The organism is Paenibacillus sp. P46E (assembly GCF_001909095.1).
GTDB classification, from domain to species: Bacteria; Bacillota; Bacilli; order Paenibacillales; family Paenibacillaceae; genus Paenibacillus_AQ; species Paenibacillus_AQ helianthi.
Genome location: NZ_LVYZ01000032.1, coordinates 57,674 through 83,854, shown reverse-complemented (window position 1 = coordinate 83,854; position 26,181 = coordinate 57,674). Strand labels below are relative to the sequence as shown.

Sequence of the window (26,181 nt, the reverse complement as noted above, 5' to 3'; positions counted from 1 at the left end):
AATATGGCCTGGCTTATTAAGAAGGTGCGCCAAAACAACCTGCCCGTCACAGGCTTTATGTGGCTGTATGCAATCTTGTCGGTGTATCCGTTGATCTGGATGATTTTTTACTCGCTAAAAAATAATGACGAGATCTTCGTAACCAATCCCTTTGGGTTCCCGACTCATCTAAGATTTGAAAATTATTCGAATGCCTGGTCCAAATACAATGTCCCGGTATACTTCATGAATAGTCTAATCGTTGCAGGGGCAACCGTTATTGGTGCAATCGTTCTGTCCGTCATGTTCTCCTATGCGGCGGCAAGGTTGCAATGGCGGCTGCGCGGTATCGCCCACACTTATATTATGATAGGCATGTTCATCCCCATTCAGGTCATTATGATTCCGCTGGCTATTCTGGTCAGAGACTTTCATCTTGCCAATACGTATGGTGCGCTGATTGTGCCGTATATCGCCTTTAACCTGTCCTTTACCTCTATTGTATTCTATGGCTTCTTCCGTAGTATTCCTAACGAGCTGGAGGAGTCAGCCTGTATTGACGGAGCTTCGATCTACCGGACATTCTTCAGCATCATGCTGCCGATTATCAAGCCGGCGCTCGCCACGATGGTCATCTTTATCTTCCTGAACTCCTGGAACGAATTCACGATGGCCGTCATCCTGATTACCAAAGAAAGCCTAAAGACGCTGCCGCTGGGTCTGCTATTCTTCCAAGGTCAATTCACAACCGACTGGGGTGCGATGGGAGCGGCCATGACCATTGCCAGCTTACCTACCGTTCTGATCTACATGCTGTTCAGCGAACAAGTCGAAAATGCGCTTACCGTTGGATCAGCGGTTAAGGGCTAATACTATAGCGAACACACAAGGGCATCCTTCGCGGGATGCCTTCTTTTTTTGCTTTTTGAATCATTATCAATTCTTTATAAACGGCTCCTATAATGAGGGCGAAAGGTATACATAACCCATTTGAGGAGGAACACCAATGTCTGTGAAATTAAAATGGAACCGGAGGTTAATCACTCTATTGTCTACACTGCTGGTGCTGTTGCCCGGCCAGAGCGTATTAGCGGGGGCTGTACCACAGTCTGCTTCGAAGCCGCTGGCCTATGCGCACGAGATCAAGTCAGTCCGCGGAGAGGATTACAGCGATCTGGCTTTTCTAAAACCGCTGCTTGCAGGTAAAAGGGTAGTCAGTCTGGGTGAGAACTTTCACCGGGTAGCCGAATATGCAAGTCTAAAGACGAAAATGATTAAATATTTGCACGAAGAGCTTGGATTTGATGTCATTGCCTTTGAATCTGGCTTGGGCGATGCCGAGTTTATCAACAAACAGGCCGATCAGTTGACTGCCACCCAGATGATGATGTATTCCGTCCTTCCAGTCTGGCATTCCAAAGAGACGCTTGAGCTGTTCAACTATATTAAGAAGTCACACAAGACAGACAAGCCGCTGGAATTGGCCGGTTTTGATAACCAGTTCACTAACCCTTTGCTGACCTACAGCGTGAGAGACTTCATCGCCACTCAAGACAAGGAGTACGGGAAGGCCTTTGAGCATTTCGATCTGCAGGCAGTCACCGAATTCTATGACGTAATGAATGAATACGGTCTGCATCCTGAGCAGAAAGAGTATAAGCAGGGGATGGAGCAGGTAAACCAGCGTAATATACCGGAATATGAACAGTATATCCAGTTCATCAAAGACCGGCGGCAGCAGTTTGCAGCGGCCTATCCAAATGACCCTTATATCGTCGATGTGGTCCTGAAATCGCTGGAGGATCGTGTGCAATTTTTGCAGAGCGGCTTGATTGTAGATGTGCAGCAAGCCTACGAGGCACGCGACCGGGCCATGGCCGAGCATGTAGAATGGTTGATGAAAGTCCGATATCCGGGTAAAAGAATCATTTTATGGGCACATAATGACCACCTTGCCAAAAACACCTCGGACATCCGGGTGCTGGAGGGCGGCAAATGGGTGGGCAGCTTCAAGAGCATGGGAGAACTCCTGCACCAAAAGCTCAAAGATAAAATGTACGTAGTCGGCTTCTTTATGAACAGAGGCAAGACCGTTTCAATTACAACAATGAAGCCATTTTCAATCAGCCCTATGCCAAAGGGCAGCCTGGAGCAAACCGTTATGAAGTCTGGCTACGCCAATACTTTTGTCGACCTGTCCGGCCACACCAAGGCAAAGGCCTCCAACAGCTGGATGTTTAAGCCAATCTATGCCGCTGAAGACGGGATGACAAGCGAGGTCATTGCTCCGATGTCGATGAAGTTTGTTCCGAAGGAGCAGTTCGACGGCCTGATGGTCATCGACAAGGTCAATACTCCGACTCCTGCGTATTAGCCTCTGTGGATTTCTGGTGTAGACTTGCCTGGATGGCCTCATTAGACTCGGTGGCAAGCATGTTGGATTAAGTGAACTTAAATCTTATTCTCCCACTTCTCCGCAAGCGCATGTTGGAAAAAGTAGATCTAATCCGGCTGATTCCCATCCTTTCGGGTAAATTCGCTTAAATTAAGTCTACTCTTTCCCACTATTGCCTCCGCAGAACGTTTTTTCGTCTATTTAAGTGGACTAATTCCAATTCCGGCAGCTGCACATCATCTCCACAACGAAAGTTCACCGTAATTTCCAAAAAAAGAAAAAATGGCGGCACCGGGGGAATTATCCCGGTGCCGCCATGAAATCCAAGCTCATCCGTATAGGAATTGTTGAGGATGCAGAAGGATTTTGCTACTTGACCTTCTTCTCCTTCTTCTCCTTCTTCTCCTTCTTCTCCTTCTTGTCTCTCCTCTTACTCTCCCTTGTTCTCTTCGCCGCCGGCTTCCCGAAGGGTGTAGCTATGACTGACGGTAGCTTCCTCAATGTCATGGAAAGCCCAATAGCCTGGGGTTACATCTGACCACGCCGGAGTCAGGGAACCGTATAAAGGTCCTCTCTTCAGTACTCTATTGATTAACGTCACTGCTTCTGCCCGGCTGAGCAGCTTATCCGGTCCGAAGCTTCCGTCTGGCATCCCTTTCATATACCCTGCCTGCTGAACCAGGGCAATATTATGTTCTGACCAGTGACCCTGAGTATCCGTGAATGAGGATGTGAGCTCTCCGCTCAGGTTCATCCAGCGCACCACAATGGCTGCTATTTCAGCCCGGGTGATGAACACATGGGGTCCGAAAGTTCCGTCCTTGTATCCTGTCATTAATCCGGTCGATGTTACTGTACCAATATCGTTTGCCGCCCACCCAAAATCAGTCATATCCTTATAACTTATAGTCTGGGTCTTTGTATTCTGACCTGCTCCAATCCGGGACAGAACTGCTGCCATTTCAGCTCTGGTCATCGCTTGACCCGGTCTGAAGGCTCCATCCGGATACCCCTTCATATAAGGTTGATGCTGGGATGGATGCTGTTGGGATGCTGCCCAGTTATCCATGCTCAGAACAGTAAATGTGCTGAATTTGGTCACGCGGAACTTCAGTCCAAGCTGCTCGCTTGAATACTGCACCACTTCTGGTTGCACCAGCACTTTCTCGCCGTCGCTGTGTTCAATGTAGATCACCAGCTTCGCTAAGAATGCCGCCCGCTCAGCCGCACTGGTTGGAACTGCATGGCTTGGAAGCGGGAGAATCAAGTCAACCGGATGATCCTTCAGGCTAGTCTCAATGCTTACCGGACGTCCTATAACTTCTACACTTCCGGTACCTGCAGCCGCTTGGACGACAGCCTCCTTCTTCGCCCGTTCCTCTACAGATTTAACTGCAGCCGTATTCTTCACAGGGATGAACTTGAACCGATAATCTCCGTTTAGCAGAGTTAGAGTCTGCTGTGGCAGGATCAATCTTGCATTATTCGTGTACATTTCCAGATTGACCTTGCCGGAAGCAAGTGTCTTCAAGGTATCCTGGGACAATCCAAGATCCAGCTCGGAGACCTTGTCTTCCTTATCCGGAAGGACTAACCGGACTGTTTCCAGCCCTGCTGCAGTAACTTTACCTACGGCTTCAAGTGCCTTGGCCATTGTATAATCAGCCTTGTCCTTTTGGGTTCCATCCGGTTGAGTCGTCCGGTTAATGACCACATTGGATACCGGCTGCCCCCCTGTATTTCCGCCATCCACGTTAACTGTGATCGTCTCGGTCACAGGTTGTGTTCCTCCGGCAGATGGCTGCGGGGTAACTGGCGTCTCTGGCTGAGGCTGCGGAGTAACCGGAGTCTCCGGTTGAGGCTGCTCCCCTCCAGGATTCCCCGGGGTCCCCGTTCCTGGATCAGGCTCCTGCTCAATATCTTTGGTGAAGCTTAAATAAAAATCATCCACCGTTCCCCATGCGCCGCCATCGGCCTTAATGTTGGCTCCGATCGTCAGCTTCCCATCGGTAACGGGGATATTTCCAATTTCAGGGTTATTCCATTGCCCCCACCCGTTAACCCCGGTGTCCGCTTTCACTTCTTGTCCACCCGTCACGGCGAAGAGGTTCATCTCGGGATGAACAGCATCTCCCCCCTGAATGAACATGGAGAGGTTGTAGTATCCCGGCTTCAGCCCGTAAACGGTCTGCACTACACTAAAGTTGACTTGGTTTGCGGAGTAGAAATGAAGCGAATAATTACCTGTCTTGGCATCAGAAACCTTATTCTGATAATCCGTATGAGGTGAACTTCCCTCTCCGTACGTGATCTTCCACATGCTTCTGTCGCTATTCTCAAAACCTGCGTTAACGATGAAATTCTCTTTTTTAATGACAAGCGAAGCCTTCACCGCATGACCGCCTTCTACGGTTCCGCTAATTACATAGCTGCCCGCCCCTTGGCTGGTCGCCTGATCAAGTGCGGCTTGATCCCATACCACCGGTATCTTTCCGGTACTTCCATCATTGTAAGTCACACTTACAACCGTCGGTAATTCAACCGGTTCCCCGGCCATCGCAGTCACCGAGACAGCCCCGATATCATCAATGGCTAGCGGAGCAACCGCCCCCGTATCCACATATTTGAATACATTCAATGAAGGAAGCGGATGCCCGGCAAAGTCAAACAATGCCTGGTTGTCGACCGCACTTCCCCCATACCATACCCCTGCATCTTTAGGGTCATATTCCTTCGCATAGCTGGCGGCCCAACCTGAACCGTATTTTTCCCACAGGAGTTTATTCTGCTCCAGGTTTTCTTTCGGACCTACCGGAAGCCATGCCGGCTCCCAATAAAACACGCCAATTCCTGCTTCACCAACATTGGCAACCGCCTCAATCACATTTCTGACTGAATTGGCCTGGCCTTGAACGCTGATGGGATAATCCAAGGTTTGGCCAGAGCTCTGAGGCGCTGTATTTCCGTGTCCATCCCCATCTTCAGCGGTATACGCGTAAGAGGTTTCGGCTACCATTACCTTTTTACCAAAAGTATCGGCTACCTGCTTCAAAACAGATGTCAAATTGCTTAATGTGCCATGCCAGAACGGATAATAGGAACTCGCGAACACATCATAGTCTACTTGGTTATCCTTCAGCTTCTGTGCATAGGAAACATATCTGCCCGAAGATTCCGGATTCGTAAAATGCAGTGCGATCAGAATGTTCGAGTTGACTTCCCGGATCGCTCTGCTTCCCTCGCTAAACAATGCGCTCATCTTCGTCCAATCGGACTCCCCGACGAATTGCCCGTTGGTTTCATTACCTACCTGTACCATACCTACATTAATACCTTCATCGAGCAGGGCTTGCAGGCTTTCTTTGGTATACGTATACAGCGCGGTCTTCTTGTCTTCAAAACTTAGATTTGCCCATGCCTTGGGCGTATGCTGCTTACCCGGATCGGCCCAAAAATCAGAATAATGGAAGTCCACCAGCAGCTTCATTCCATTGGCGGTGGCTCTTTTGCCGATTTCAATGGCGGTGGCCAGATCATTATTGCCGCCTCCATACCCCCTGCCCGCTGTATCAAAAGGGTCATTCCAGATCCGCACCCGGACATAGTTCACTCCGGCTTCATGTACCGTTGTAAAAATATCCTGCACTGTGCCGGCCTCATTATAAAACTTGACTCCGCTATTCTCCAAAGCGATGATGCTGGAAATATCCACACCCTTAATAAAGTCAGGCGAGAGTCCTTCAACCTTCTTCACAAAAATATCTGCCGCTACCGGCGGAGCAGCTTCTACGCCTGTCTGCTTCAGCTCGAAGCTGTCCAAATATCCCCATGCTCCCGGAGCACCGCTGATATTCGCCCCGATGACAAGACTGGAGGTATTCTGTGCCAATACAAATTTTAGACTGACCGTTCCCCAGGCATTGTAACCGGTGGTGGCAGTGACGGATGATTTGCCGTCTCCCGCAAACAGTTCAACCTTACCCGCTGCTGCTCCAGCGCCGCCCATGGACTTGACCGACAATTCATAGCTCCCTGCCGGAAGAGAATTCAGGGTCTGCTTCACCGTGATAGCCTGATTTCCGGCCGCCGCATCTTTAATCCAATATTTAAATGCATAAGTCCCTTGATCCGGTGTGAGCCATTTATCAGTGGCATATGCAAAACGGCTAATCTCTACCTGATTCCAGTCTGCCGTTTCCACATTCCATGAATGGTCGGCCCAGAAATCCGTCTCAAAACCGCCGTTCACAATCTGCGGACCACTCGAAACTGCAGCCTTCGCCGTCCCCATCTGGAATGAAAATGAACTGAACATCAACAATACTGCTAATACTACAGATATGCCCTTTACTCTATTTCTCATGTTCTGATCACCTTTCTATGCCCGTCTTTCGATACCAATGAGTACTCCTGTTACACGTAAGCACTTACATATAAATATATCAATCGTTAAAATATTAGGTAACGTATGAAAAGAAAACATTTTGTATGCTTAAGCAAGCATTTTGTACGTTGGCACACTTTTGCATCAGGTATCATCCCAGACGCACACGTCAAAAAGCCGTTCCCCGGTTATAACGGGAAACGGCTGTTCTATCGTTCTAAGATTCCATGCCATTCTCAATCCGCTGCATGAACTCTTCAGCAGCGCTGTAACCAAGCTGCTTCAGGTACCAGTTGTTGGCTGCCGCTTCGATCAACCCCGCTATATCGCGCCCCGGCTGAAGCTGGACTTCGATATGCGGAATCTGGACACCGAGATAATCCGTGAACTGGGGTACCAGCTCCAGGTCATTGTTCAGTGAATTCTCCCGCCACGGACACAGCTCAATATCAAGCACAATGCGCGTCTCATCCTGAAAGGCCTTGCGTCCGTATTGGCGCACCACGTTGATTAGACCAATACTGCGAAGTGCGAGAAATTCACGTGTGGTCTCATTATGTGTCCCAAGAAGCGTGGACGGACCCAGCTTCTTGAGCACCACAATATCGTCTGCCACGAACCGGTGGCCTCTGCCGATAAGCGTGTGTGCGGTCTCGCTTTTGCCAATCCCGGACTTGCCCCTGAGCAGAACACCGATGCCTGACACATTCACACATACTCCGTGGATCGACAGCTCCGGCGCCAGCGTCTTCACCAGATAGCTGTCCAGCTTGGCAATGAACTCTGTTGTGGTATCATTTGTCCGCAGCAGTGGAATCCCCTCCTGGTCGCAGAATAGAGTCAGGTAGGGGATCTCCTGCTGCCCTGAGGTCACAATAAAACACGGTGGATGGTATTTAACGATATTTCCAATATGCAGCATGCGCTCTTCTACGCTTAGCGTTAATAAATAGGTGATTTCCTTACGGCCGAGCACCTGCACCCGCTCCATAGGAAAAAAATCAAAATAACCGACAAACTCCAGTCCCGGTCTATGCGTCCGTGGACGGGTGATTTCACGGTCCATACGGCTGGAGCCCGCCAGCACTTCCAAATGGAACTTCTCCGTAAGACCTTGAACAGTGATAGACTTCATTGTTGTTCTCCTCCTGCGGTTAGGACATATCCAGGATACGCCTGTATTTCGAATCCTTTGCTCCCGGTTTATATTCCACGATCCGAGGGAGTATTCCTGCCAATGGGGGAGGAGCAGACTTGAACTTTCTTTCCTCTTTATTTGCCAGATCGCATTGGCCAGTAGAAACACACAAAAATAAAGAAGCAGGTCTGCCGGGGTATCCGACACATCTGCTTCTTTTGCGGGATTATATTCATTAACCTACTTTATGAGACACGCTTACGCTTCCGGGTATATTTGCTCTTTTTCAGCGAGACCTGATGGATCACATATCTGCGCTTTCTTCTTACCGCCCGTAGTTTTCTCATTCTCAGTTGCAGTGCCTTTCTCTTTACATATCGACGCTTGATCAGCCTTGCCCGCTTGATTGAACGGTATTTGGCGCGGATCATTCTTCTTCTTCTCAGTCTGCGTATCAGCCGCAACGTTCTGCGGCGTTTACGTCTGTGCCGCTTCACAGGAATATCCGGGGACGGTGCAGGCACTTCTGGAGCCGGGTTTTCCAGAACTGAAGTTTCCGGGAGCTGGATTTCCGGAGCGGGCGGTTCAGCCGGGATATCAACCGGCGCCGGCTCGGAAACCGTCACTGGTGTAAGCTCTCTGGCCCACGGAGTCATGGCAAGGTAATTATTGTATATCGGTGCATTGGGTGAATTGACATCCCACCACTTATTGTCTCCGGCGAAATGCACAATTTTATTCTCTAAATCGAGATCGCTATGAGCAAACGTATTAAACCGCTGATCCATTTGCAAATAGTTAGAGCTATAAACAGCATTCAGAATATCCTGATCAGGCATGGTCATCGTGGGGTAATTACGCAAGAAATCAAGCATTTCGCCATACCAGTTCTCTTTACCACGGATATTGTTCAGTTGAAACAGAATGACCCCTGAGTTAAAATACAGCTCTGCACTTAGCCCGAGTGAGATGAAGTATTCCAGCAAATTTTGGCCCTGATCCAGTACTGCGCCCAAATAATGTTCTCCCAGGTCGATGCTCCATAGTTCATTAATATCCATATTAACCAAAATGTCGCAGTCAAGATAAATAACCCTGTCAGCCTGAATAATGATCGGAAGCAACAAACGGTACATACTGGCCATTGTCCAGTAGTCGATTTTATGCACGCCGGCTGCAACTTCTTGCATATCCCAAGGAATTGAAACATGATAAAAAAAGATGTTGTGATGAAATACATCCACTAATTGAGTGAGCTTTAACTTGTTTTCTTCGCTTAGGGAATCATCATGCACAATGTGCACATTGATCATTTGCTGGGTGTTAGCAAAAACTGATGCAAGAACAACACCCGCATGCTCCGTATAGCTCCCGTCTTTATCGTTAATCGTTAAAACTAAATCAACCATTATCAACGATCACCTACCTTTAAAGTATCTTTTGCATAGTTGCCTGATGCATTCGACTACTTTAAGTGTATGTTTGCCCCAGTGACCGGATTGGACTATTCCCCAGTACATATGCAATTTATTTTGAATCCATTTTACGAATCCCCTTGGACTCTTGTGACTGATGCACGATCGCCCAGGATATAACGAGCCGGCCGCTCCTGAATTTCTTGTTCAGCCAGATGAACATACGATCCAAACACACTTCCTTCCGCATGAACATGGGACAATTCCACCTGATCAGTTAAAATACTATTGGTTAGAATACAATCTTGCACCACGCTATTCGGACCAATATACACATAAGGTCCAACAACACTGTTCGTTACACTTGCAGTCGGATCAATCCTAACCGGAGGAATGAATTGAGCAGATATGTCGATGTCAGATGAGTTCATGAAGTTCTGCGGATCTTGATCCATCTTGTATCGGTTCGCTTCAAGCCATCGTTCATGGGTCCCGATATCAAAAAACGGTGCGGTCGTTATGCTGTACGCAACATGCTTGCCCTCTGAGATTAACATTTGGATGGCATCCGTCATCTCGTATTCTCCACGCGGGGAGGGTGTCAGTCTATCCAATACCGGCCAGATAGCTGCAGTAATAGCATATGCACCTACTATCGCCAGATTGGATTTAGGAATGCAGGGTTTCTCTTCCAGACTGACAATTTGTCCATCATTGATGACGGCAACGCCAAATTGACTAGGGTCCTTAACCTGTTGAAGCAGGATCGAGGCCGCAGCCTTACCCGCCTCCAATGATCGGATGAATGGCATCAGATCACCCTCATACAAATTATCGCCAAGCATCACTAAAAAAGGGGAATCCGCCACAAAGGACCGCGCGCTTTTGACCGCATCCGCCAGTCCCTTTGCTTCTTTTTGCAGAAGAAAGGTTAACGAGGCGTTCCATCGCTCCCCATCTCCAATCGTTTGCCGGATCTCTCCTTGCGAAGGGTTCACTACAATTCCAATCTCGGTTATTCCGGCTGCAACAAGTTTGTTAATGATTGAGACAAGAATATACTCCCCGTTAACAGGTAACATGCACTTTGGCTTGGTATATGTTGAAGGCTGTAGTCTCGTCCCCCGGCCGGCACACAGGATTAATCCTTTCATAAATATCCCCCCCTACTGATAAAATAAATATTTCGACTCGGTGCAGATGAGCTCTATATATTTTATGCACAAGCTATAAAGGAGCTTGGGTATATATTAAGCAACAAAAACCTATTAAACTATGATCCTGTCAGGAGGAGATAACTATAACTAAGTCTGAATACCTGCTTTATTTCGCTACAATGTGGTAATTCCTGACCATTGATTTTGGAAACGATCATTGTCACAATAGGATAACAGCCAGATATTACGGAGTTGTTACTTTTTGAGGCAGGCAAAGACCTGAGAAGAGTCATGTTCGGCCCGTTTCTGATCTGAAGGGACGACGCTTGATTCTCTAAAGGTCTTTTTTATATGTTTGGCGGTATGCCCCGCAGATTGAATAAGTGCCGCGGCGAAATGATAGCCGCTCTGGCACCATGGTTGGGAGGAGCTGCAATGCCCCGGGAAAATATCCGCCCGGAACAGAATGAACAGACCGAAAGGGAGGTCCGCGGGTCAGCGAAAGCATTGGCTGTACGTCTGACTCAGCTGGCAGGTGGCGTCGGCAATATATCAGAAGCTATTCACTGCACAACCCGGCTTCGCCTTAGACTGCTGGACAGCTCCCGGGTAGATGAAGCCGGGCTATCCGGCTTGCCGGAGGTTCAGGGTGTATTCTTCCGGGCTGAACAGCTGCAAATCATACTCGGAACGGCTAATGTCTTTAAGGTACACCGGCAGGTTCTCCGTATCCTTCAGGACAATGCGCCTGTTACGCAGCAGGAAGCGGAATCCCCGCCGATTTCGTTGGAACCGCCAAGCCATGATGACAGCACATCCAAGGACAAAGTCCTTGTAAAACAAGGGGTATTGAGACAGGCTGTCGATGCAGTCAGCTTCTTCTCCGATATTGTTGTGCCCATGATTCCGCTCTTTGTCGGAGTTGGCCTGCTACTCGGCGTGCTCAGTATGATGGAGGTTTTCGGGTGGGCGCCGCAGGACAGCATCTGGTTCCGGACCTTGTCCTTGTTGACCCGATCGGCATTTCAGTTGATGGCTGTGATGTTCGGCTACCACACCGCCAAGCGGTTCGGAGGCACCCCGCCGCTCGGCGCGGCAATCGGCATTGTCATGACCCAACCCGATCTGCTGCGGGTTACCGGATTCGGAGGTTCGCACATAAGCTCCGCTGATTTATTGCTCGCACCACAGTTCGGGTATCAAGGCTCGGTGATTCCCACTATTCTTGCGGTCTTGCTGATGACGTTAATCGAGAAGGCGTTGCGCCGGATTCTTCCGTCATCGACCTCAGTGATGCTGATCCCCTTCCTAAGCCTTGCCACTGGGGGCACCCTTGCCATCCTGGTCATTGGACCGCTCACTTCTCAGCTTAGCGGCTCTCTTGGCAGCATGCTGGAGCTTGTGTTCAGACAAGGCGGTACGGTTTTCGGACTGCTGCTTGGCGGAATCTACAGTTCTATCGTCGTAAGCGGGCTGCATCACGGGATTCAGGCCGTTGAGATCGGACTGATTACCAATCCGGACATCAGCGTTAATTTCCTGCTCCCCATCTGGTCTATGGCCAATATCGCACAGGGCGCGGCCGGACTGGCCGTGTATGCCCGAACCCGGGACAAGGCTTTACGAAAAATAGCGCTGCCCGCCTCGATCACCGCCTTTTTCGGCATCACCGAACCAGTCACCTTCGGTGTCAACCTGAAGCTTGGCCGCCCTTTCTTGGGCGCTGCGGCAGGAGGAGCCGCAGGCGGGGCATATGTAGCTTTTCATCAGGTGGCAGCTGATTCGTTCGGTTTGACCGGCATTCCGATGATCGCCTTTATCGTCCAGCTCGGACAGATGAATCTTATCCATTATTTGATCGGTTTTCTGCTGGCAGCAGTAACAGCCTTTATGGTTACCTGGATTCTTGGTGTTGAGGAGCCGTCTGGATTAAGGAACAAAAGAGCATAGGAGAATAACATGAAAATCAAAAAAATTCTGAACAACAACGCGGTTGTGGTAAACGACCTCGGAGAGGAAAAGATTGTCATGGGCTCCGGGATTGCTTTTCAAAAACGGAAAAACGATATTATTGATCCGTCCCTGATCGAGAAAGTGTTCATTATGGACGACCCAGAGCAATACGGCCATTTGCAGGAAATGCTGGGGACCTTGCCTGAAGAGGAGATTGCGGCATCAGAGCAAATTATTTCGTACGCGGAGCATGAACTGGAAGTGACGTTTAATGAGCACGTGCATATTGCGCTTACGGATCACCTCTCCTTTGCTTTGGAGCGGATCAGCAAGGGAACGATGATCCAGAACACGCTGCTGGATGAAATCCGCATTTTATTTCCGAGAGAGTTCCAGATTGGGCTGCGCGCCAAGAGCATCATCCGCGAAGCATTGCAGGTCGATATCCCCGAAGATGAGGTAGGATACATCGCCATGCATATCCACACCGCCTGGAAAAATGCTGGCGCCCGCGGGACGGCTGCCGAAATGGCAGCGATGATTCGGGATATTGCTGAAGGAGTGGAACAGGCCAGCGGGATTATGCTGAAACGCGGTTCTGCCAACTATGAGCGCCTGGTGACCCAGCTTGAAAATATCCTGCGATCCGATGAAACTGGCAAGCTGCTGAGCGAGTTGAACCCGGAGATTGTACGAATTGCCAAGGAGCGCTACGCCCGGGAATACACCCAAGCCAAAGAGATTGGGCATCAGGTGGAAGAAGATTATGACTATGTGCTCATCGACAGTCAGCTGGTATTTATCGCCATGGAAATCAACCGGATAAACACCCGGTCGAAGGATGGTAATATATCTCAATCTGATATCACGGGTCTTTAGACCCTTGATAATGCTATAAAATAACGAAAAACACCTTTTAGTCCTAAGAAAAACAGGAGTTTCAGGCTATAGCCAGTTTCCGTTATTAAATATTAGAATTAACGCGACAGCAAAATATTGTCGGGATTGTTACTGTTAAGCAGGCAAGACCTAAAAATCCATTTGGGAATGGATACTTTTTTAAGTGTCCCCCAATGGTATTTTTAGGTCTTTTTTCTGTTTAAGACGACATATCCGAAATAGAAAAGGAGACAGGGAATATGAATATCAAAAAGATGGCCAGACAAGCAGCAGCAGTAACCTTTACAACAGCATTACTAGCAGGTGGCGGGGCTTCAGCTTTTGCAAGTGGGAATGAAAGCCAAGACTACAAAGAAGGCTACGGCTTCACCCACATTACCCGCTCTGACATGCTGAAAATTCCGGAACAACAGAAGAGCGGGCAGTTCCAGGTCACTCCATTCGATGCTTCCACAATCCAAAATATTCCTTCCGCAAAGGGTATGGACCAGTGGGGCAACCCCATCGATCTTGATGTCTGGGACAGCTGGCCGCTCCAAAATGCGGACGGAACGGTCACTGAGTATAATGGCTACCATATCACTTTTGCTTTGGCGGGAGATCCGAAGAGAGGCTGGGACACATTTATATACATGTTCTATCAAAAAGTGGGCGACACCTCGATTGACAGCTGGAAAAATGCCGGCAGAGTATTCAAGGACAGTGATAAAAATGTTCCAAATGATCCGATTCTGAACAAGCAAGCCGAAGAATGGTCCGGTTCTGCAACCTTGACGAAGGATGGCCAAGTCCGCCTGTTCTATACCAACCGCCAAGGCTGGGATCCTGCACACGGATTTTTTGGCAAACAGACCTTGACGACCGCTCAGGTGAATGTATCGAAGCCAGATGCGGAGACGCTGAAGATAGATGGTGTGGAGGACTTCAAATCGATCTTTGACGGAGACGGCAAATTCTATCAAAATGTGGATCAGGCCTTCGGTGGAGGCGATTATGCGGATAACCATACCTTAAGAGACCCCCACTATGTTGAAGACAACGGTCATAAATACCTTGTGTTCGAATCCAATACCGGGACGGAAACGGGCTACCAAGGGGAAGCATCGCTGTACAATAGATCTTACTATGGAGGAAGCAACGTCTTCTTCGAGGCTGAGAAAAACAAGCTGTTGTTCAGCCCTAAGAAATCTCTCGCAACTCTAGCGAACGGCTCCCTGGGTATCATTGAATTGAATGATGACTACACGCTGAAAACCGTAATGAAACCGCTCATTGCCTCTAATACCGTAACAGATGAAATCGAACGGGCGAACGTCTTTAAAATGGATGGAAAATGGTATTTGTTCACAGATTCCCGAGGCTCCAAAATGACTATTGATGGAATCGGCGGCAATGATGTATACATGCTGGGCTATGTATCGAATTCATTAACCGGTCCTTACAAACCATTAAACGATAGCGGGCTTGTATTGCACATGGACCTTGATCCTAATGACCTTACCTGGACTTACTCTCACTTCGCAATCCCGCAGGCGAAAGGAAATAATGTGGTCATCACCAGTTATATGACGAACCGGGGCTTATATGCCGATCAGAAATCCACGTTTGCACCAAGCTTCCTGATGAACATTAAGGGCTCGAAAACTTCGGTTGTCAAAGACAGCGTCCTTGAACAAGGACAATTGACGGTTAACTGACCTCTTGAGCAAAAATAAGAGTGGAGTGCAACGGTATTTGCTTCTATGCACCATTGGTTTGAGCCTTATGATTACTATAGGGGTAGCGGCTTACTATTCCGGAAAGAACAATAGCCCGGAGGAGGCTACCCCTTCTCACTCACCACTGACCTATCGGGCGGCCTACCATTTCACAACACCCGATAAGTGGAAAAATGATCCTCAAAGGCCAATTTATCTGGATGGAGCCTACCATTATTATTATCTATATAACCGTGATTACCCCACCGGAAATGGCACTGAATGGCGCCATGCGACTTCAACAGATCTGGTGTACTGGAAAGATGAGGGGATCGCGATCCCCAAGTACACGAATCCAAATGGGGACCCCTGGTCAGGGTCGGTGGTTGTAGATGAAGCAGGTACAGCTGGTCTCGGAAAAGGGGCTATAATCGCAATTGTAACTGAGCCCTCCGCCGACAGCGGGCAGCAGGAGCAATATTTATGGTACAGCACCGACCGTGGATACACGTTTAGCGCTTACGACAATGCCCCCGTTCTGCGGAATCCGGGGACAATCGATTTTAGAGATCCGAAAATCATTTGGGATGACTTATCCGGCAAATGGATCATGGTCTTGGCGGAAGGCACAAAAGTAGGCTTTTATGAGTCCCAGAACTTAAAAGCCTGGCACTATATAAGCGGCTTTGTAACGGAGAACATCGGAATTGTGGAATGCCCCGATCTTTACCTGATGCATGCGGACGATGGGACCTATAAATGGGTGCTCGGCGTCAGCGCCAATGGGACATCATCGGGGAAACCTAACACCTATGCCTATTGGACTGGAGACTTTGACGGAAAGGCGTTTTTTTTCGATCAGAAGGAACCCCAGTGGCTGGATTACGGTTTTGACTGGTATGGTGCCGTAACCTTTGAAGATGGTACAAGCAGCGACACCACACATCACCGTTATGCTTTTGCCTGGATGAATAATTGGGAGTATCCCCATACTACTCCGACGCTGCGGGAAGGGTTCAACGGGATGGATTCGATTGTTCGCCGAATTGAGCTGAAGCAGGCAGGGGAAGGCCGCTATCATCTCGTTTCTGAGCCCCTGGAAGCCTTAAGTCAAATATCACAAGCGGCGGCGGCCTATGGGCCAATCGTTGTGAATGGTTCTGAAAAGCTCCCTTTTACAGGGAATTCGTACGAGCTTAACGCCGATATCACTTGGTCAGAGGTCAAAAATGCGGGTTTGAGACTTAGGGAATCTGCCGATAAAATCCATCATGTGGATATCGGAGTTTCTGTAGAAGGCCGCTATACCTATGTCAATCGGGCTTACACAGGGAACCCCGACAAGAGCGGCAATTACCTGGAGAGCAAGGCTCTCTTCGATGTAAGCAAGAAGAAGGTTCACCTGAGGATTTTTGTCGATAAAACGAGCGTGGAAGTTTTTATTGATGAGGGGTCCGTTGTTTATTCCAGTGTCATTTTCCCCGAATTATTTGATCAGGGAATCACTCTGTTTTCGGACGGCGGCTCAGCGATTTTTAGTAATATCGTGATCAAGCAGTTCCGATAAGTTACCTTGGCATTCACCCGATTCCGCTTCTATGTGGAATCGGGTGTTTTCTGGCGCATTCAAGAATTTTGCATAGTACCGGGAAAGCATTTATGAAGTAAATGCATGCTTCTGTGTCTCATACTCTCCCTCTTCATTCGTTAGACCAAGGGAGCGATCCGTTAAGGTGTGAATGTCCTGTATTAGTTTGGGGTTATCCAGTAAGGTGGCACCATAGGAAGGGATCATCTCTTTGATTTTCGATTCCCATGCTTTGATCTGCTGCGGGAAGCATTTGATGATGACTTCCAGCATGACGGAAACAGCGGTAGAAGCACCGGGAGAGGCCCCCAATAGCGCCGCTATCGACCCGTCGGCACTGCTGATCACCTCTGTGCCAAATTGCAGCGTTCCTTTGCCGGCTGCCGTATCTTTGATAATCTGCACACGCTGGCCGGCCACCACCAGATCCCAATCCTCACTCTTAGCGTCCGGGACAAACTCCCGTAATGCTTCTATACGCTGTTCTTTGGATAACATCACCTGACCAATCAGGTACTTGGTCAACTGAAGGTTTTTTGCCCCCGCTGCCAGCATGGTTGTCAGATTGCCCGGCTTAACAGAAGTGATCAAATCAAACATCGAGCCGAATTTGAGGAACTTTGGCGAGAAGCCGGCAAACGGTCCAAAGAACAGCGATTCCTTCTGGTCGATGACTCTCGTGTCCAGATGCGGAACAGACATTGGAGGAGCTCCGACCGCAGCCTTTCCGTATACTTTGGCATGATGCTTTGCTACAATATCCGGCTTCTGGCACACCATAAACAGTCCGCTTACCGGAAATCCCCCAATTCCTTTCCCTTCAGGGATACCGGATTTCTGCAGCAAATGCAGGCTTCCTCCCCCGCCGCCGATAAAGACGAATTTTGCAGAATGGTGCGAAGTGGTACCCTTATCGAGATTCTGCACCTTCAGGTTCCAAGAGCCGTCCCGGGCGCGGGTAATATCATCCACTTGATGTTTGTATCGGATATCCGTCTGATTACTCTGTAGGTGGTCAAACAACATGCGTGTTAAAGCACCGAAGTTCACATCTGTACCTGATTCGATTCGGGTTGCCGCTATAGGCTGTTCTATTCTTCTGTCCTTCATCATTAGCGGAATCCATTTCATCAGCTGTTCCGGGTTATCGGAGAATTCCATCCCCTGAAACAACGGATTTTTCGAAAGCGCTTCATATCTTTTTTTCAAAAAAGCAACATCTGTTTCCCCTTGGACAAAGCTCATATGGGGTACGGCCACAATAAAATCCCGCGGGTTTTGTATCCGTTTGCTATTTACCAGATAAGACCAGAATTGCTTGGAGAACTGATATTCTTCATTTACTTTTACAGCCTTGCTAATATCGATGGATCCATCCGGCCCCTCTACAGTGTAATTCAGCTCGCACAGTGAAGAATGCCCCGTTCCCGCATTATTCCATTCGTTAGAGCTCTCCTCACCTGCACCTGCCCGCCGCTCAAACACGGTGATGGTCCAGTCCGGGACTAATTCTTTCAGCATAGAACCTAACGTCGCACTCATGATTCCGGCACCAATTAAAATAACGTCTGTTTTTGTTTGTTGGTTGCTCATGTTTACCCGTCCTTCTACCCTACGATTTGCAGGAAGATTCAGGCGCTCCTGCTTAGGCGCTATAACAAGCTAGGGCGCAACTTCGTCACACACCTTTTTTGGATCAATGATGACCTGATCTTAGTGTATCACTATTACATATAAATTTTAATATTTATCTAGTTTTTTATATAACATAGTGAATCCCTTAAGCTCAGGAACAACTTGCAGCCATCAACCAGTACTCCCCTCATAACTCCGCCAAACTAAAGAAACGGCTGGATCAGATTCTCCTGATCCAGCCGTTTCTTTAGTTTGTTACCATATGTTCATAAGACGGGACCGTATCCGCTTATTCTTATATGATGTCCAGCATGGCGGCCGCAATCGCCTGCCCATCCTCCCGGCTGATCTCGAAATGACCATAACGGAAGCTATACCCCCAGTTTCGATTCCCGCGTGTGAAGCTAAGCTCATTCAATAGATCCGCAATCTTCACTTCCCGGCACGGAAAATAGCGGATATTCCGGCGGTAGGGCACAAAGGTTTCGGACATCGGATAGGGGTAGATGGTGTCATCTTCAATCTGACCAATGGCAGTGAACGCCTGGAGAACCTCCCCCTTCGCCATATCCGTCCGTGGAGAATAATATATCAGCCAATCGCCACGGCTCATCCGCCGCAAAGGTGCTGACTTACCATGGTTGAGCTGGGCGAATCCACCGAGCACCCCCCGCTTCACATGAGAAGCGGAGACAACCCCGATCCAGCAGCGGCTCTGCTCGCTTATACTTTGCATTCTAGAAATGCCCTCAACCGGTCCATCTGCAGAAGATGATGACGATAGTGCATTTCAATAAGCAAAAACCATTCTACGGAGTTGAGTGGACCGAATCGCGGATGGGGTACCGTATTCTGCAGAGATGCCTGTTCAAGCTTCGGCAAGGTTTCTTTCATTCGGCCGATCACAGTATTCAATCCCTGAATTAACTGTTCTTTGCTCTCCGGCTGCACCGGGGTATATTGTGGAGAAGGCGGGACATGGACACGGATAGGCGGAAAGCTTCCTTGATCAAAGATCTCTGCACCCGCTCTTGTCTTTTCCGCGATAGGGGTAACAGAATCCTCACCTGGAGCAAGGCATTGTTCAACATTGCGAAGCTGCATATACAGAGCCGAGTTAATCAGATGCAGATACATTTGCCCAAGTGACCACTCGTCCTCACTTGGCTGACGATTCAACTCCTCCATACTGAAACCATCCAGTTGATGGAGATAGTAATTTGCCGTTTCTTCAAACCGCTGCAACGCTTCGGTAGTATTCATACTTTTCGAACAGCTCCTTTATCTTGATCTAATCTGATTATACAAAACGCTACTGACAACGTTATGTCAGTAGCGTTTTAATTCTTTTTCAGCTTCGTCACAAACCCGGTTCCGCAAAGACCCTCCCGCCGCCAGGCTTCTTACTTGATGACTTCATAACAGATCGATACCATCTGACCCATACGCTCCAGCCCTGTCAGCTTCAGATTGCCGGGAACTGTTCCCGCAGGAAATAACGGAATCCCCTCGCCAAGCAGCTTCGGAATCAGGGTTAACTGCACTTCATCGATCAGTTCATGCTCCAGGAACGCCTGCACCAGCTGGCCGCCCCCCACCAGCCAGACATCCCCATCGGTCATGGCCTGCAGCCGCGGGATCAAGCTGTCCAGCGCCTCGTCGGTAAAATGAACATACTTGTCTGGAGCTTGCTCTCTTCTGGTCAGAACGTAACAAGGCTTGCCGGCATAAAGAAATTCATCCGAAATCTTCAGCACCTCATCATAGGTAAGTCTTCCCATAACCACTACGCCAACGCCCTTGTAAAAATCACCGTAGCCGTTGTCGCCCCCATCCCCTTGAACATCATAGAGCCAATCCACTGAGCCGTCTAACCTAGCAATATACCCGTCCAGACTCATGGCAACATACAGCACAACTTTACTCTGCTTCATTGTTCATCGCTCCTCTCATGCTTTCATGATAAACTGGAACTATGACAATATACGTCGTAATTAAATGAGGTGCAAAAAATGAACGAACGACGGCTAGCCATGATGCAAATCATCGACTCCCGCAAAAAATTTACTGCCCGTGAGTTGGCCGACCGCTTTGGGGTATCCCTGCGAACGATTCAGCGCGATCTCGACTACCTGCAGCAGATCGGCTTCCCGTTATATGCCGAAGTAGGTGCCCATGGCGGTTACCGGGCGCTGCCTAACCGGATTCTGCCACCGCTGCGGCTTACGCCTAACGAAGCTCTGGGCCTCTTCCTGATGCTTCAGGTCATGGAGCAAATCCAGAGCTTCCCCTATGAGTCGTTTCGGACGCACCTGGCGGAGCATTACTATGCCAGCCTGCCGCCTGACGTGAAGGATTCCATCGACCGGATGCGCAGCCACATCGCCGTCCTCCAGCAGCAGCCTGCACAGCCCGCGCCATTTACGACAGCTATTCTGCAAGCAGCAATTGCCAAGAAGCAGATTGCGTTCACCTACCGCTCGCGGAGCGGAACGAAGGATGTACAAGCAACTCCTGTCGGCATCTACCTGGAGAACGGCTACTGGTATATGCCCGCCAAGAAAGGCGAGCGTGTGATTCTGTACCGCGCCGATCGGATTCTGCAGTTGGAGGTGCTGGAACAAGAGGACCCCTCCGCTCCAGATCTGCAGGAGTGGCTGGGAGCTGCTGATGAGCGGCCCCGATTGGAGGTTACGCTGTGGTTTACCGCCTTTGGAGCCCGGCTGGCTGAATCTGATCCAATGTTTCACTCTCTACAGTTGGCAGAACTCCCTCCTGGATACGCCTATCTTTGGAAGGGCAGCGTTCCTGTGGAAGAGTTCCCTTATACAGCACGGGGGCTGCTGAAGTTCGGACCCGAAGTGAAGGTCGTAGAGCCGCCCCAGCTGCAGGAGACCGTTATCCAACTGCTGGAGCTCAGCTTGAAGCCGTACCGGTGCTTAGACTAGCTCATACAATGATGGATCTACGCCCTGAACAAAAGGCGTCCATTCCCCTGTCGTATACAGTAAAAGCCGGTGCATTGCCCGTGTGCATGCTGTATAAAAGAGCTTGCGCTCGCTCTCCCGGTCATAGGACTGCGGGGAAGCATCGTAGATCAGCACTGCATCAAATTCAACGCCTTTAGCGAGATAGGCAGGAATAACTAGCGTACCCTTTTCAAAAGTGGGGGTGTTCTTTGTGATCAGCCGCAGCTCTTTGGAACCCCCGGCTGTCAAAGTCTCGTAAGCTTCTCTGCTCTCGGCGGCAGTCTTCGTTATAACAGCGATGGATGTAAACCCTTCAGCCTGAAGCGCCGCCAGATCTGCCGCTATTCGTTCCGCCCGTTTCCCGCTGCACTCCATTTTCAGGAGGGACGGCTTCCTGCCGCCTCTGTCAAACGGCACAATTGCATCTCCGCCCGGCAAAAGCGACTTCGTAAACTCCACAATTGGACGGGTGGAGCGATAGCTGCGGATCAGAAGAAACTGACTGGTTGCCGCTTCGCCATACAGCCGAACTAACGGGGAGTCCATCCCATGCAAATTCGTTGCCTGCGTAAAGATGGCCTGACCGAAATCACCGAGTACCGTCATACGGGCACGGGGAAAGAGTCTTTTGAGGAACTCATACTGAAACATCGAATAATCCTGGCCTTCATCGATGAGGATATGCCGCACTTGCGTGTTGGTCCGGGCACCTTCGACAAGCTCTTTCAGATATAGATACGGTGTAGCATCTTCATGATAGAGTTCGTTCCGGCCCAGCTTTTCTTGGGTCTGCCTGCAGATTTCCGCCCAAAGCTCCGGTACCTCAGCTTCATTCGTCATCTCCCTGTATGCCGCCTCGTCTCTGAACAACTGGCTGTACAGTCCAACCATGTCTATGAACGAGAACTGTTTTACGCTCCGTCTAAGTGGTTTGAATTCCTCTTTCACAATCATTCGGCTGAGCAGCTCTTCCTCCCGCTCGGCAAAATCGAAATCACTCTCATCCGGACGACGTTGGTTGTGCAGGATTTCGTATATTCGGGCGTACTTTTCGGCAAAGTCAAAGACCCCCTGCTCTTTATGCAGCATACTGAACACCTCAGCGTACTGCTCTCCATCGAGGTAGTTCAGCTCCTCCTGTACCCAAGGCGCTTCCTGCTCCTTCTTCTCCAGCCGGGTCAGCTCCTGCAGCAGCCATTTTTGTACCAGTGCGATGCGGTTCGTGAGGCGAATGGAGGAGTCATAGCTGTAAAACTTTGCTTTGATTTGCTCGCCCGGAATTAACACGCGATCCCGGAAACGGATATCGTCAAACCTCATTCCCTCCTTCACCAGCCACAACGAATAACCGCGGAGTGCCTGAAGGTAAGCTTCAGAAGCCTTATATTGAATTCCATTCATACGAGCCTCATAACCCTGAGCCTGCTGCTCAGTCAACACATATTCGATCTGATCAAACGGGTCTTCTAAGCAAAACGTTGAGGCAAGCCAATTGTCCAGATATTCCTGGAAGGTGGTCTGCTGCATGTTTTCCTCTCCGAGTTCGGGAAGAACAGTGGATACGTAGCTGTTGAACATGGGGTTAGGTGAAAAAAGAACGATCTGATCCGCGGTGAGTCTTTCACGGTGTTTATACAGCAAGTAAGCCACACGCTGCAGCGCCGCAGAAGTTTTCCCGCTGCCGGCCGCTCCCTGCACAATAAGCATTTGACTGTTATCGTTGCGGATGATCGCGTTCTGTTCTTTTTGAATTGTCCCCACGATGCTCTTCATTTGTGCATCGGCCCCCTGACCGAGCACCTGCTGCAGTAACTGGTCACCGATAGTTATACTCGAATCGAATACATTATGGAGATGGCCGTCACGGATCTGATACTGCCGCTTCAGCTTCATGATCCCGGTGATGCGCCCTCCCGGCGTTTCAAAGGCTGCCTCTCCTGGAGGATAGTCATAGTATAGACTCGCCATAGGGGTACGCCAGTCGTACACCAGAAAGCTCAGGCCATCCGCATCGACGAAGGACGACACCCCAATATACACCTGCTCAGTGATACCCTGGCCTTCTTCCTGAAAATCAACACGCCCAAAATATGGAGATGGCAGTAGCCGGTTCATATTTTTCCATTGCTGCAACAATCGTCCGTGGCTCCGTTCCCGTTCGGATAACACGGCAGTTTGCTGATTGATCGTGAAGAACGTCTCTTCAAAATCCTCATCCGTACTCGTGTTGACCGTAACCTCATCCCAAAACCTTTTGCGGATATCGGCTGCCTGCTCCCTTAATTGACTTATCTTGGGCTCCAGCTCAACAATCCTCTCCTCCAGCTTATCCATCACCAGATCCAGCCGCTGCTGCTCCTGCCGCCATTCATTTGAGTCCATCATTCCTGAATACACTCCTTCTCAAACTAAGTTAGAAACAAGTAGAAACGGCATCACCGTCCTTTTTTAAGGACGGCACCGTTTCAGCGAGAAATAGAAGGATAATTTATAGCGCGAATCATATAAATTCTTATATTTTGAAAAAAGGACGGTTGACAAAACGTAAATTCTTTTGCTATAATCAAAGTATAAAGATGATCAATAAGTCTGTCTTTATGTCATGAACATCGACAGCCCTTCAACTTTAACATATTGCTTCTTTGTATGCAATGATTATATAGGTCTTAGCCTGGCGCGTCTGCCAGGCTTTTTCTATTTCATTACCCCGCTTCGCCCTCTAGGTCAGCCTGCCAAGACAACCTCATTCATCACACAAAAAAAGCATTGGGTCCTGTGAACGGACCCAATGCTTTTATAGATAATTATCTTCTGATTACTTAATAATGACGTATTCCAGGTTAACCAGTTTGGCATAAGTAACAATCTGGTCTGTAGTTAGATTCAAGGAAACCACGGTATGGTGGCCGCCGCCGTTCTCAATCCATGCTTTAACCCCGTCCTGGAAGTTCGGCTTCACGTTCCATAGTACACGGGCTACTGGAAGATTGGGAGCAGGAACTGTTGGTTCAAATGCAGTAACCTCATTGATCAGCAATTTGTAATGAGTGCCGAAGTCAGCCATGGACACAACCACACCGTCTCCTGCCTTGCCGTCAAACACCAGTCGGGCCGGATCTTCACGATCACCAATACCGAGCGGAGACACGAGGACTTTGGGCTTATTGCTTGCCAGTGTCGGGTCAACCTCAAGCATATGGGATTGAAGGATTGATTCCTGACCTGCTGCCATTTCATAGGTGTAATCTTCCATGAAACCAGTGTTTTGATTGTGGCTCATTACTTTCAGCAGACGATCAAGGGCAGCGGTCTTCCAGTCCCCTTCACCAGCAAATCCGTATCCTTGTGCCATCAGACGTTGAACGGCCAGACCCGGAAGCTGTTTCATACCGTAGAGGTCCTCGAAGTTTGTTGTGAAGGCCGTGTAGCCGCCATGATCCAGGAAGCGCTTGAGGGCAATTTCATAGCTTGCCTGCACTTTTACACTGGCTTCCCAGGCTTCCTTGCTGTAAGTACCATAGTCAAATTCATAAGCTTTGGAATACTCCGCGAACAAAGCATCGATTTCTTCTTCCTTCACAGCATTCACATACCCAACAAGGTCGCCAATTCCGAAGTAATCCACGGTCCAGCCAAATTGAATCTGGGCTTCAACCTTATCGCCTTCGGTAACGCCAACATTCCGCATGTTGTCGCCAAAGCGGGCCACTTTGATATTGAAGCTTTCATTGTAAGCAACCGCTACATCCATCCACTCTGCAATTTGCTTCTGAACTTCCGCGCGTCCCCAATATCCTACTACTACTTTATTCTGTTTTTTCAGACGGGCGTTGATAAATCCATATTCACGGTCACCATGTGCTGCCTGGTTGAGGTTCATGAAGTCCATATCAATGGTTGCCCAAGGAATACTCTCATTGTATTGTGTAGCCAGATGAAGCAGCGGCTTCTGCAGCATTTTTGTACCGCGGATCCACATTTTCGCAGGTGAGAAGGTATGCATCCAGGTGATGACACCGGCAACTTCGTCACGATAGTTGACTTCTTTCATGAGGGTAGTGATTTTGTCTGCAGTGACTGCCAGATCCTGCAATACAAGCGGATAAGGCAGTACGCCGCTCTTATTCAAGGCATCGGTCATTACTTGTGCATTTGCTTTTACTTCTGCTAACGCTTCTTCACCATACAGATGTTGTGAACCTACGACAAACCAGAATTCTTTTGCACCTACTGTTGACATGATTCATCCTCTTTTCATAAATTATTAGTTGGTATTACTTCTGCCCGTAGTAGGCATCTTTCCCGTGTTTACGCAGATAGTGTTTATCCAGAATGCGCTGCGGCAATTCTTCAGCAAAACTATTCAATTGCCGTGCGAATAAATTCATTTTCGAAACCTCTTCAAGCACGACACTGTTCATGACTGCGGATTTGGCATCTTTGCCCCAGGTGAACGGAGCATGACCCTTAAGCAGGACACCGGGTACTGCTAAAATATCAAGTCCGCGCTGCTCAAACGTCTCGATAATGACACGGCCGGTTTCCGCTTCATAACCACGGTCAATCTCCTCTTGGGTTAAGAAACGGGCGCAGGGAACGGAACCATAGAAGGTATCTGCATGAGTAGTCCCCATAACAGGTACATCCAGACCCGCTTGAGCCCAAATGGTCGCCCAAGTCGAATGGGTATGCACAATACCGCCGATCTCTGCGTAATGCTTATACAGTACGGCATGAGTTGGTGTATCTGAAGAAGGTCTCATCTCTCCTTCAACCACATTGCCGTCGAAATCAACAACTACCATATCACTGGCTTTCATCGTGTCATAGCTGACACCACTAGGCTTGATAACGAATAAGCGGCTCTCGCGGTCAACAGCGCTTACGTTCCCCCATGTGTATTTTACAAGCCCATGTTTAGGCAAATCCAGATTCGCTTGAAATACTTCTTCTTTCAGTTGCTCTAACACG

18 protein-coding genes are annotated in these 26,181 nt (G+C 49.0%); 7 read left to right on the top strand and 11 right to left on the bottom strand.

Annotated elements, in window-relative coordinates:
* Positions 1-3: 3 nt before the first annotated feature.
* Entirely contained in the window at positions 4-849 is an 846-nt protein-coding gene (locus tag A3849_RS09380) for a carbohydrate ABC transporter permease (RefSeq protein ID WP_083613420.1), read from the top strand.
* 136 nt (positions 850-985) lie between these two features.
* The gene (locus tag A3849_RS09375) at positions 986-2,353 is read left to right on the top strand and encodes an erythromycin esterase family protein (protein WP_074111154.1); all 1,368 of its coding nucleotides are present in this window, start codon (positions 986-988) and stop codon (positions 2,351-2,353) included.
* A gap of 451 nt (positions 2,354-2,804) precedes the next feature.
* Here A3849_RS09375 and A3849_RS09370 read toward each other — a convergent pair whose 3' ends face one another.
* The 4 genes from A3849_RS09370 to A3849_RS09355 form a co-directional block, all read right to left on the bottom strand.
* Positions 2,805-6,737, bottom strand: coding sequence for a glycosyl hydrolase 53 family protein (locus tag A3849_RS09370; protein WP_074111153.1), 3,933 nt, complete (start codon positions 6,735-6,737; stop codon positions 2,805-2,807).
* 238 nt (positions 6,738-6,975) lie between these two features.
* Entirely contained in the window at positions 6,976-7,893 is a 918-nt protein-coding gene (gene hprK / locus A3849_RS09365; protein ID WP_074111152.1) for an HPr(Ser) kinase/phosphatase, read from the bottom strand.
* Positions 7,894-8,141: 248 nt separating this feature from the next.
* A complete protein-coding gene (locus A3849_RS09360) occupies positions 8,142-9,305 on the bottom strand; it encodes a glycosyltransferase family 8 protein (RefSeq protein ID WP_074111151.1) in 1,164 nt (387 codons plus the stop codon).
* A 134-nt stretch (positions 9,306-9,439) separates the two neighbouring features.
* Entirely contained in the window at positions 9,440-10,465 is a 1,026-nt protein-coding gene (locus A3849_RS09355; RefSeq protein ID WP_074111150.1) for a sugar phosphate nucleotidyltransferase, read from the bottom strand.
* Positions 10,466-10,903: 438 nt separating this feature from the next.
* Between A3849_RS09355 and A3849_RS09350 the strand changes: the two genes are divergently transcribed.
* The 4 genes from A3849_RS09350 to A3849_RS09335 all read left to right on the top strand — a co-directional run bounded on the left by A3849_RS09350 (position 10,904) and on the right by A3849_RS09335 (position 16,585).
* Positions 10,904-12,418 (top strand): PTS transporter subunit EIIC, encoded by a 1,515-nt coding sequence (locus A3849_RS09350; protein WP_178382648.1) that lies wholly within the window; start codon positions 10,904-10,906, stop codon positions 12,416-12,418.
* A 9-nt stretch (positions 12,419-12,427) separates the two neighbouring features.
* Positions 12,428-13,300 carry a PRD domain-containing protein gene (locus A3849_RS09345; protein WP_074111149.1) on the top strand — a complete coding sequence of 291 codons (873 nt, stop codon included), beginning with the start codon at positions 12,428-12,430 and terminating at the stop codon, positions 13,298-13,300.
* Between the two features lie 260 nt (positions 13,301-13,560).
* Positions 13,561-15,018, top strand: a complete 1,458-nt coding sequence (locus A3849_RS09340; RefSeq protein ID WP_074111148.1) for a glycoside hydrolase family 68 protein — start codon at positions 13,561-13,563, stop codon at positions 15,016-15,018.
* 67 nt (positions 15,019-15,085) lie between these two features.
* Complete coding sequence (locus A3849_RS09335) at positions 15,086-16,585, top strand: glycoside hydrolase family 32 protein (protein ID WP_083613424.1); 1,500 nt, start codon at positions 15,086-15,088, stop codon at positions 16,583-16,585.
* A gap of 90 nt (positions 16,586-16,675) precedes the next feature.
* Here A3849_RS09335 and A3849_RS09330 read toward each other — a convergent pair whose 3' ends face one another.
* From A3849_RS09330 to A3849_RS09315, 4 genes are all read right to left on the bottom strand, one after another.
* Entirely contained in the window at positions 16,676-18,199 is a 1,524-nt protein-coding gene (locus A3849_RS09330) for a malate:quinone oxidoreductase (protein ID WP_074111146.1), read from the bottom strand.
* Positions 18,200-18,536: 337 nt separating this feature from the next.
* Positions 18,537-18,977: an EVE domain-containing protein gene (locus A3849_RS09325; protein WP_074111145.1), complete on the bottom strand. Its 441-nt coding sequence runs from the start codon at positions 18,975-18,977 to the stop codon at positions 18,537-18,539.
* Positions 18,965-19,504: a DinB family protein gene (locus tag A3849_RS09320; RefSeq protein ID WP_074111144.1), complete on the bottom strand. Its 540-nt coding sequence runs from the start codon at positions 19,502-19,504 to the stop codon at positions 18,965-18,967. The genes A3849_RS09325 and A3849_RS09320 overlap by 13 nt, the downstream gene beginning before the upstream one ends.
* 140 nt (positions 19,505-19,644) lie before the next feature.
* Positions 19,645-20,175 carry a dihydrofolate reductase family protein gene (locus A3849_RS09315; RefSeq protein WP_074111143.1) on the bottom strand — a complete coding sequence of 177 codons (531 nt, stop codon included), beginning with the start codon at positions 20,173-20,175 and terminating at the stop codon, positions 19,645-19,647.
* Between the two features lie 78 nt (positions 20,176-20,253).
* On the opposite strand from A3849_RS09315, the gene A3849_RS09310 reads away from it, so the two are divergent.
* Positions 20,254-21,189: a helix-turn-helix transcriptional regulator gene (locus tag A3849_RS09310; protein WP_074111142.1), complete on the top strand. Its 936-nt coding sequence runs from the start codon at positions 20,254-20,256 to the stop codon at positions 21,187-21,189.
* Here A3849_RS09310 and helD read toward each other — a convergent pair.
* From helD to A3849_RS09295, 3 genes are all read right to left on the bottom strand, one after another.
* Positions 21,181-23,592: an RNA polymerase recycling motor HelD gene (helD, locus tag A3849_RS09305; RefSeq protein ID WP_074111201.1), complete on the bottom strand. Its 2,412-nt coding sequence runs from the start codon at positions 23,590-23,592 to the stop codon at positions 21,181-21,183. The two genes, A3849_RS09310 and helD, sit on opposite strands and share 9 nt — an antisense overlap.
* Positions 23,593-24,025: 433 nt before the next feature.
* Positions 24,026-25,450, bottom strand: a complete 1,425-nt coding sequence (gene araA, locus A3849_RS09300; RefSeq protein ID WP_074111141.1) for an L-arabinose isomerase — start codon at positions 25,448-25,450, stop codon at positions 24,026-24,028.
* A 34-nt stretch (positions 25,451-25,484) separates the two neighbouring features.
* Complete coding sequence (locus tag A3849_RS09295) at positions 25,485-26,180, bottom strand: L-ribulose-5-phosphate 4-epimerase (protein ID WP_074111140.1); 696 nt, start codon at positions 26,178-26,180, stop codon at positions 25,485-25,487.
* Position 26,181: the final 1 nt, after the last annotated feature.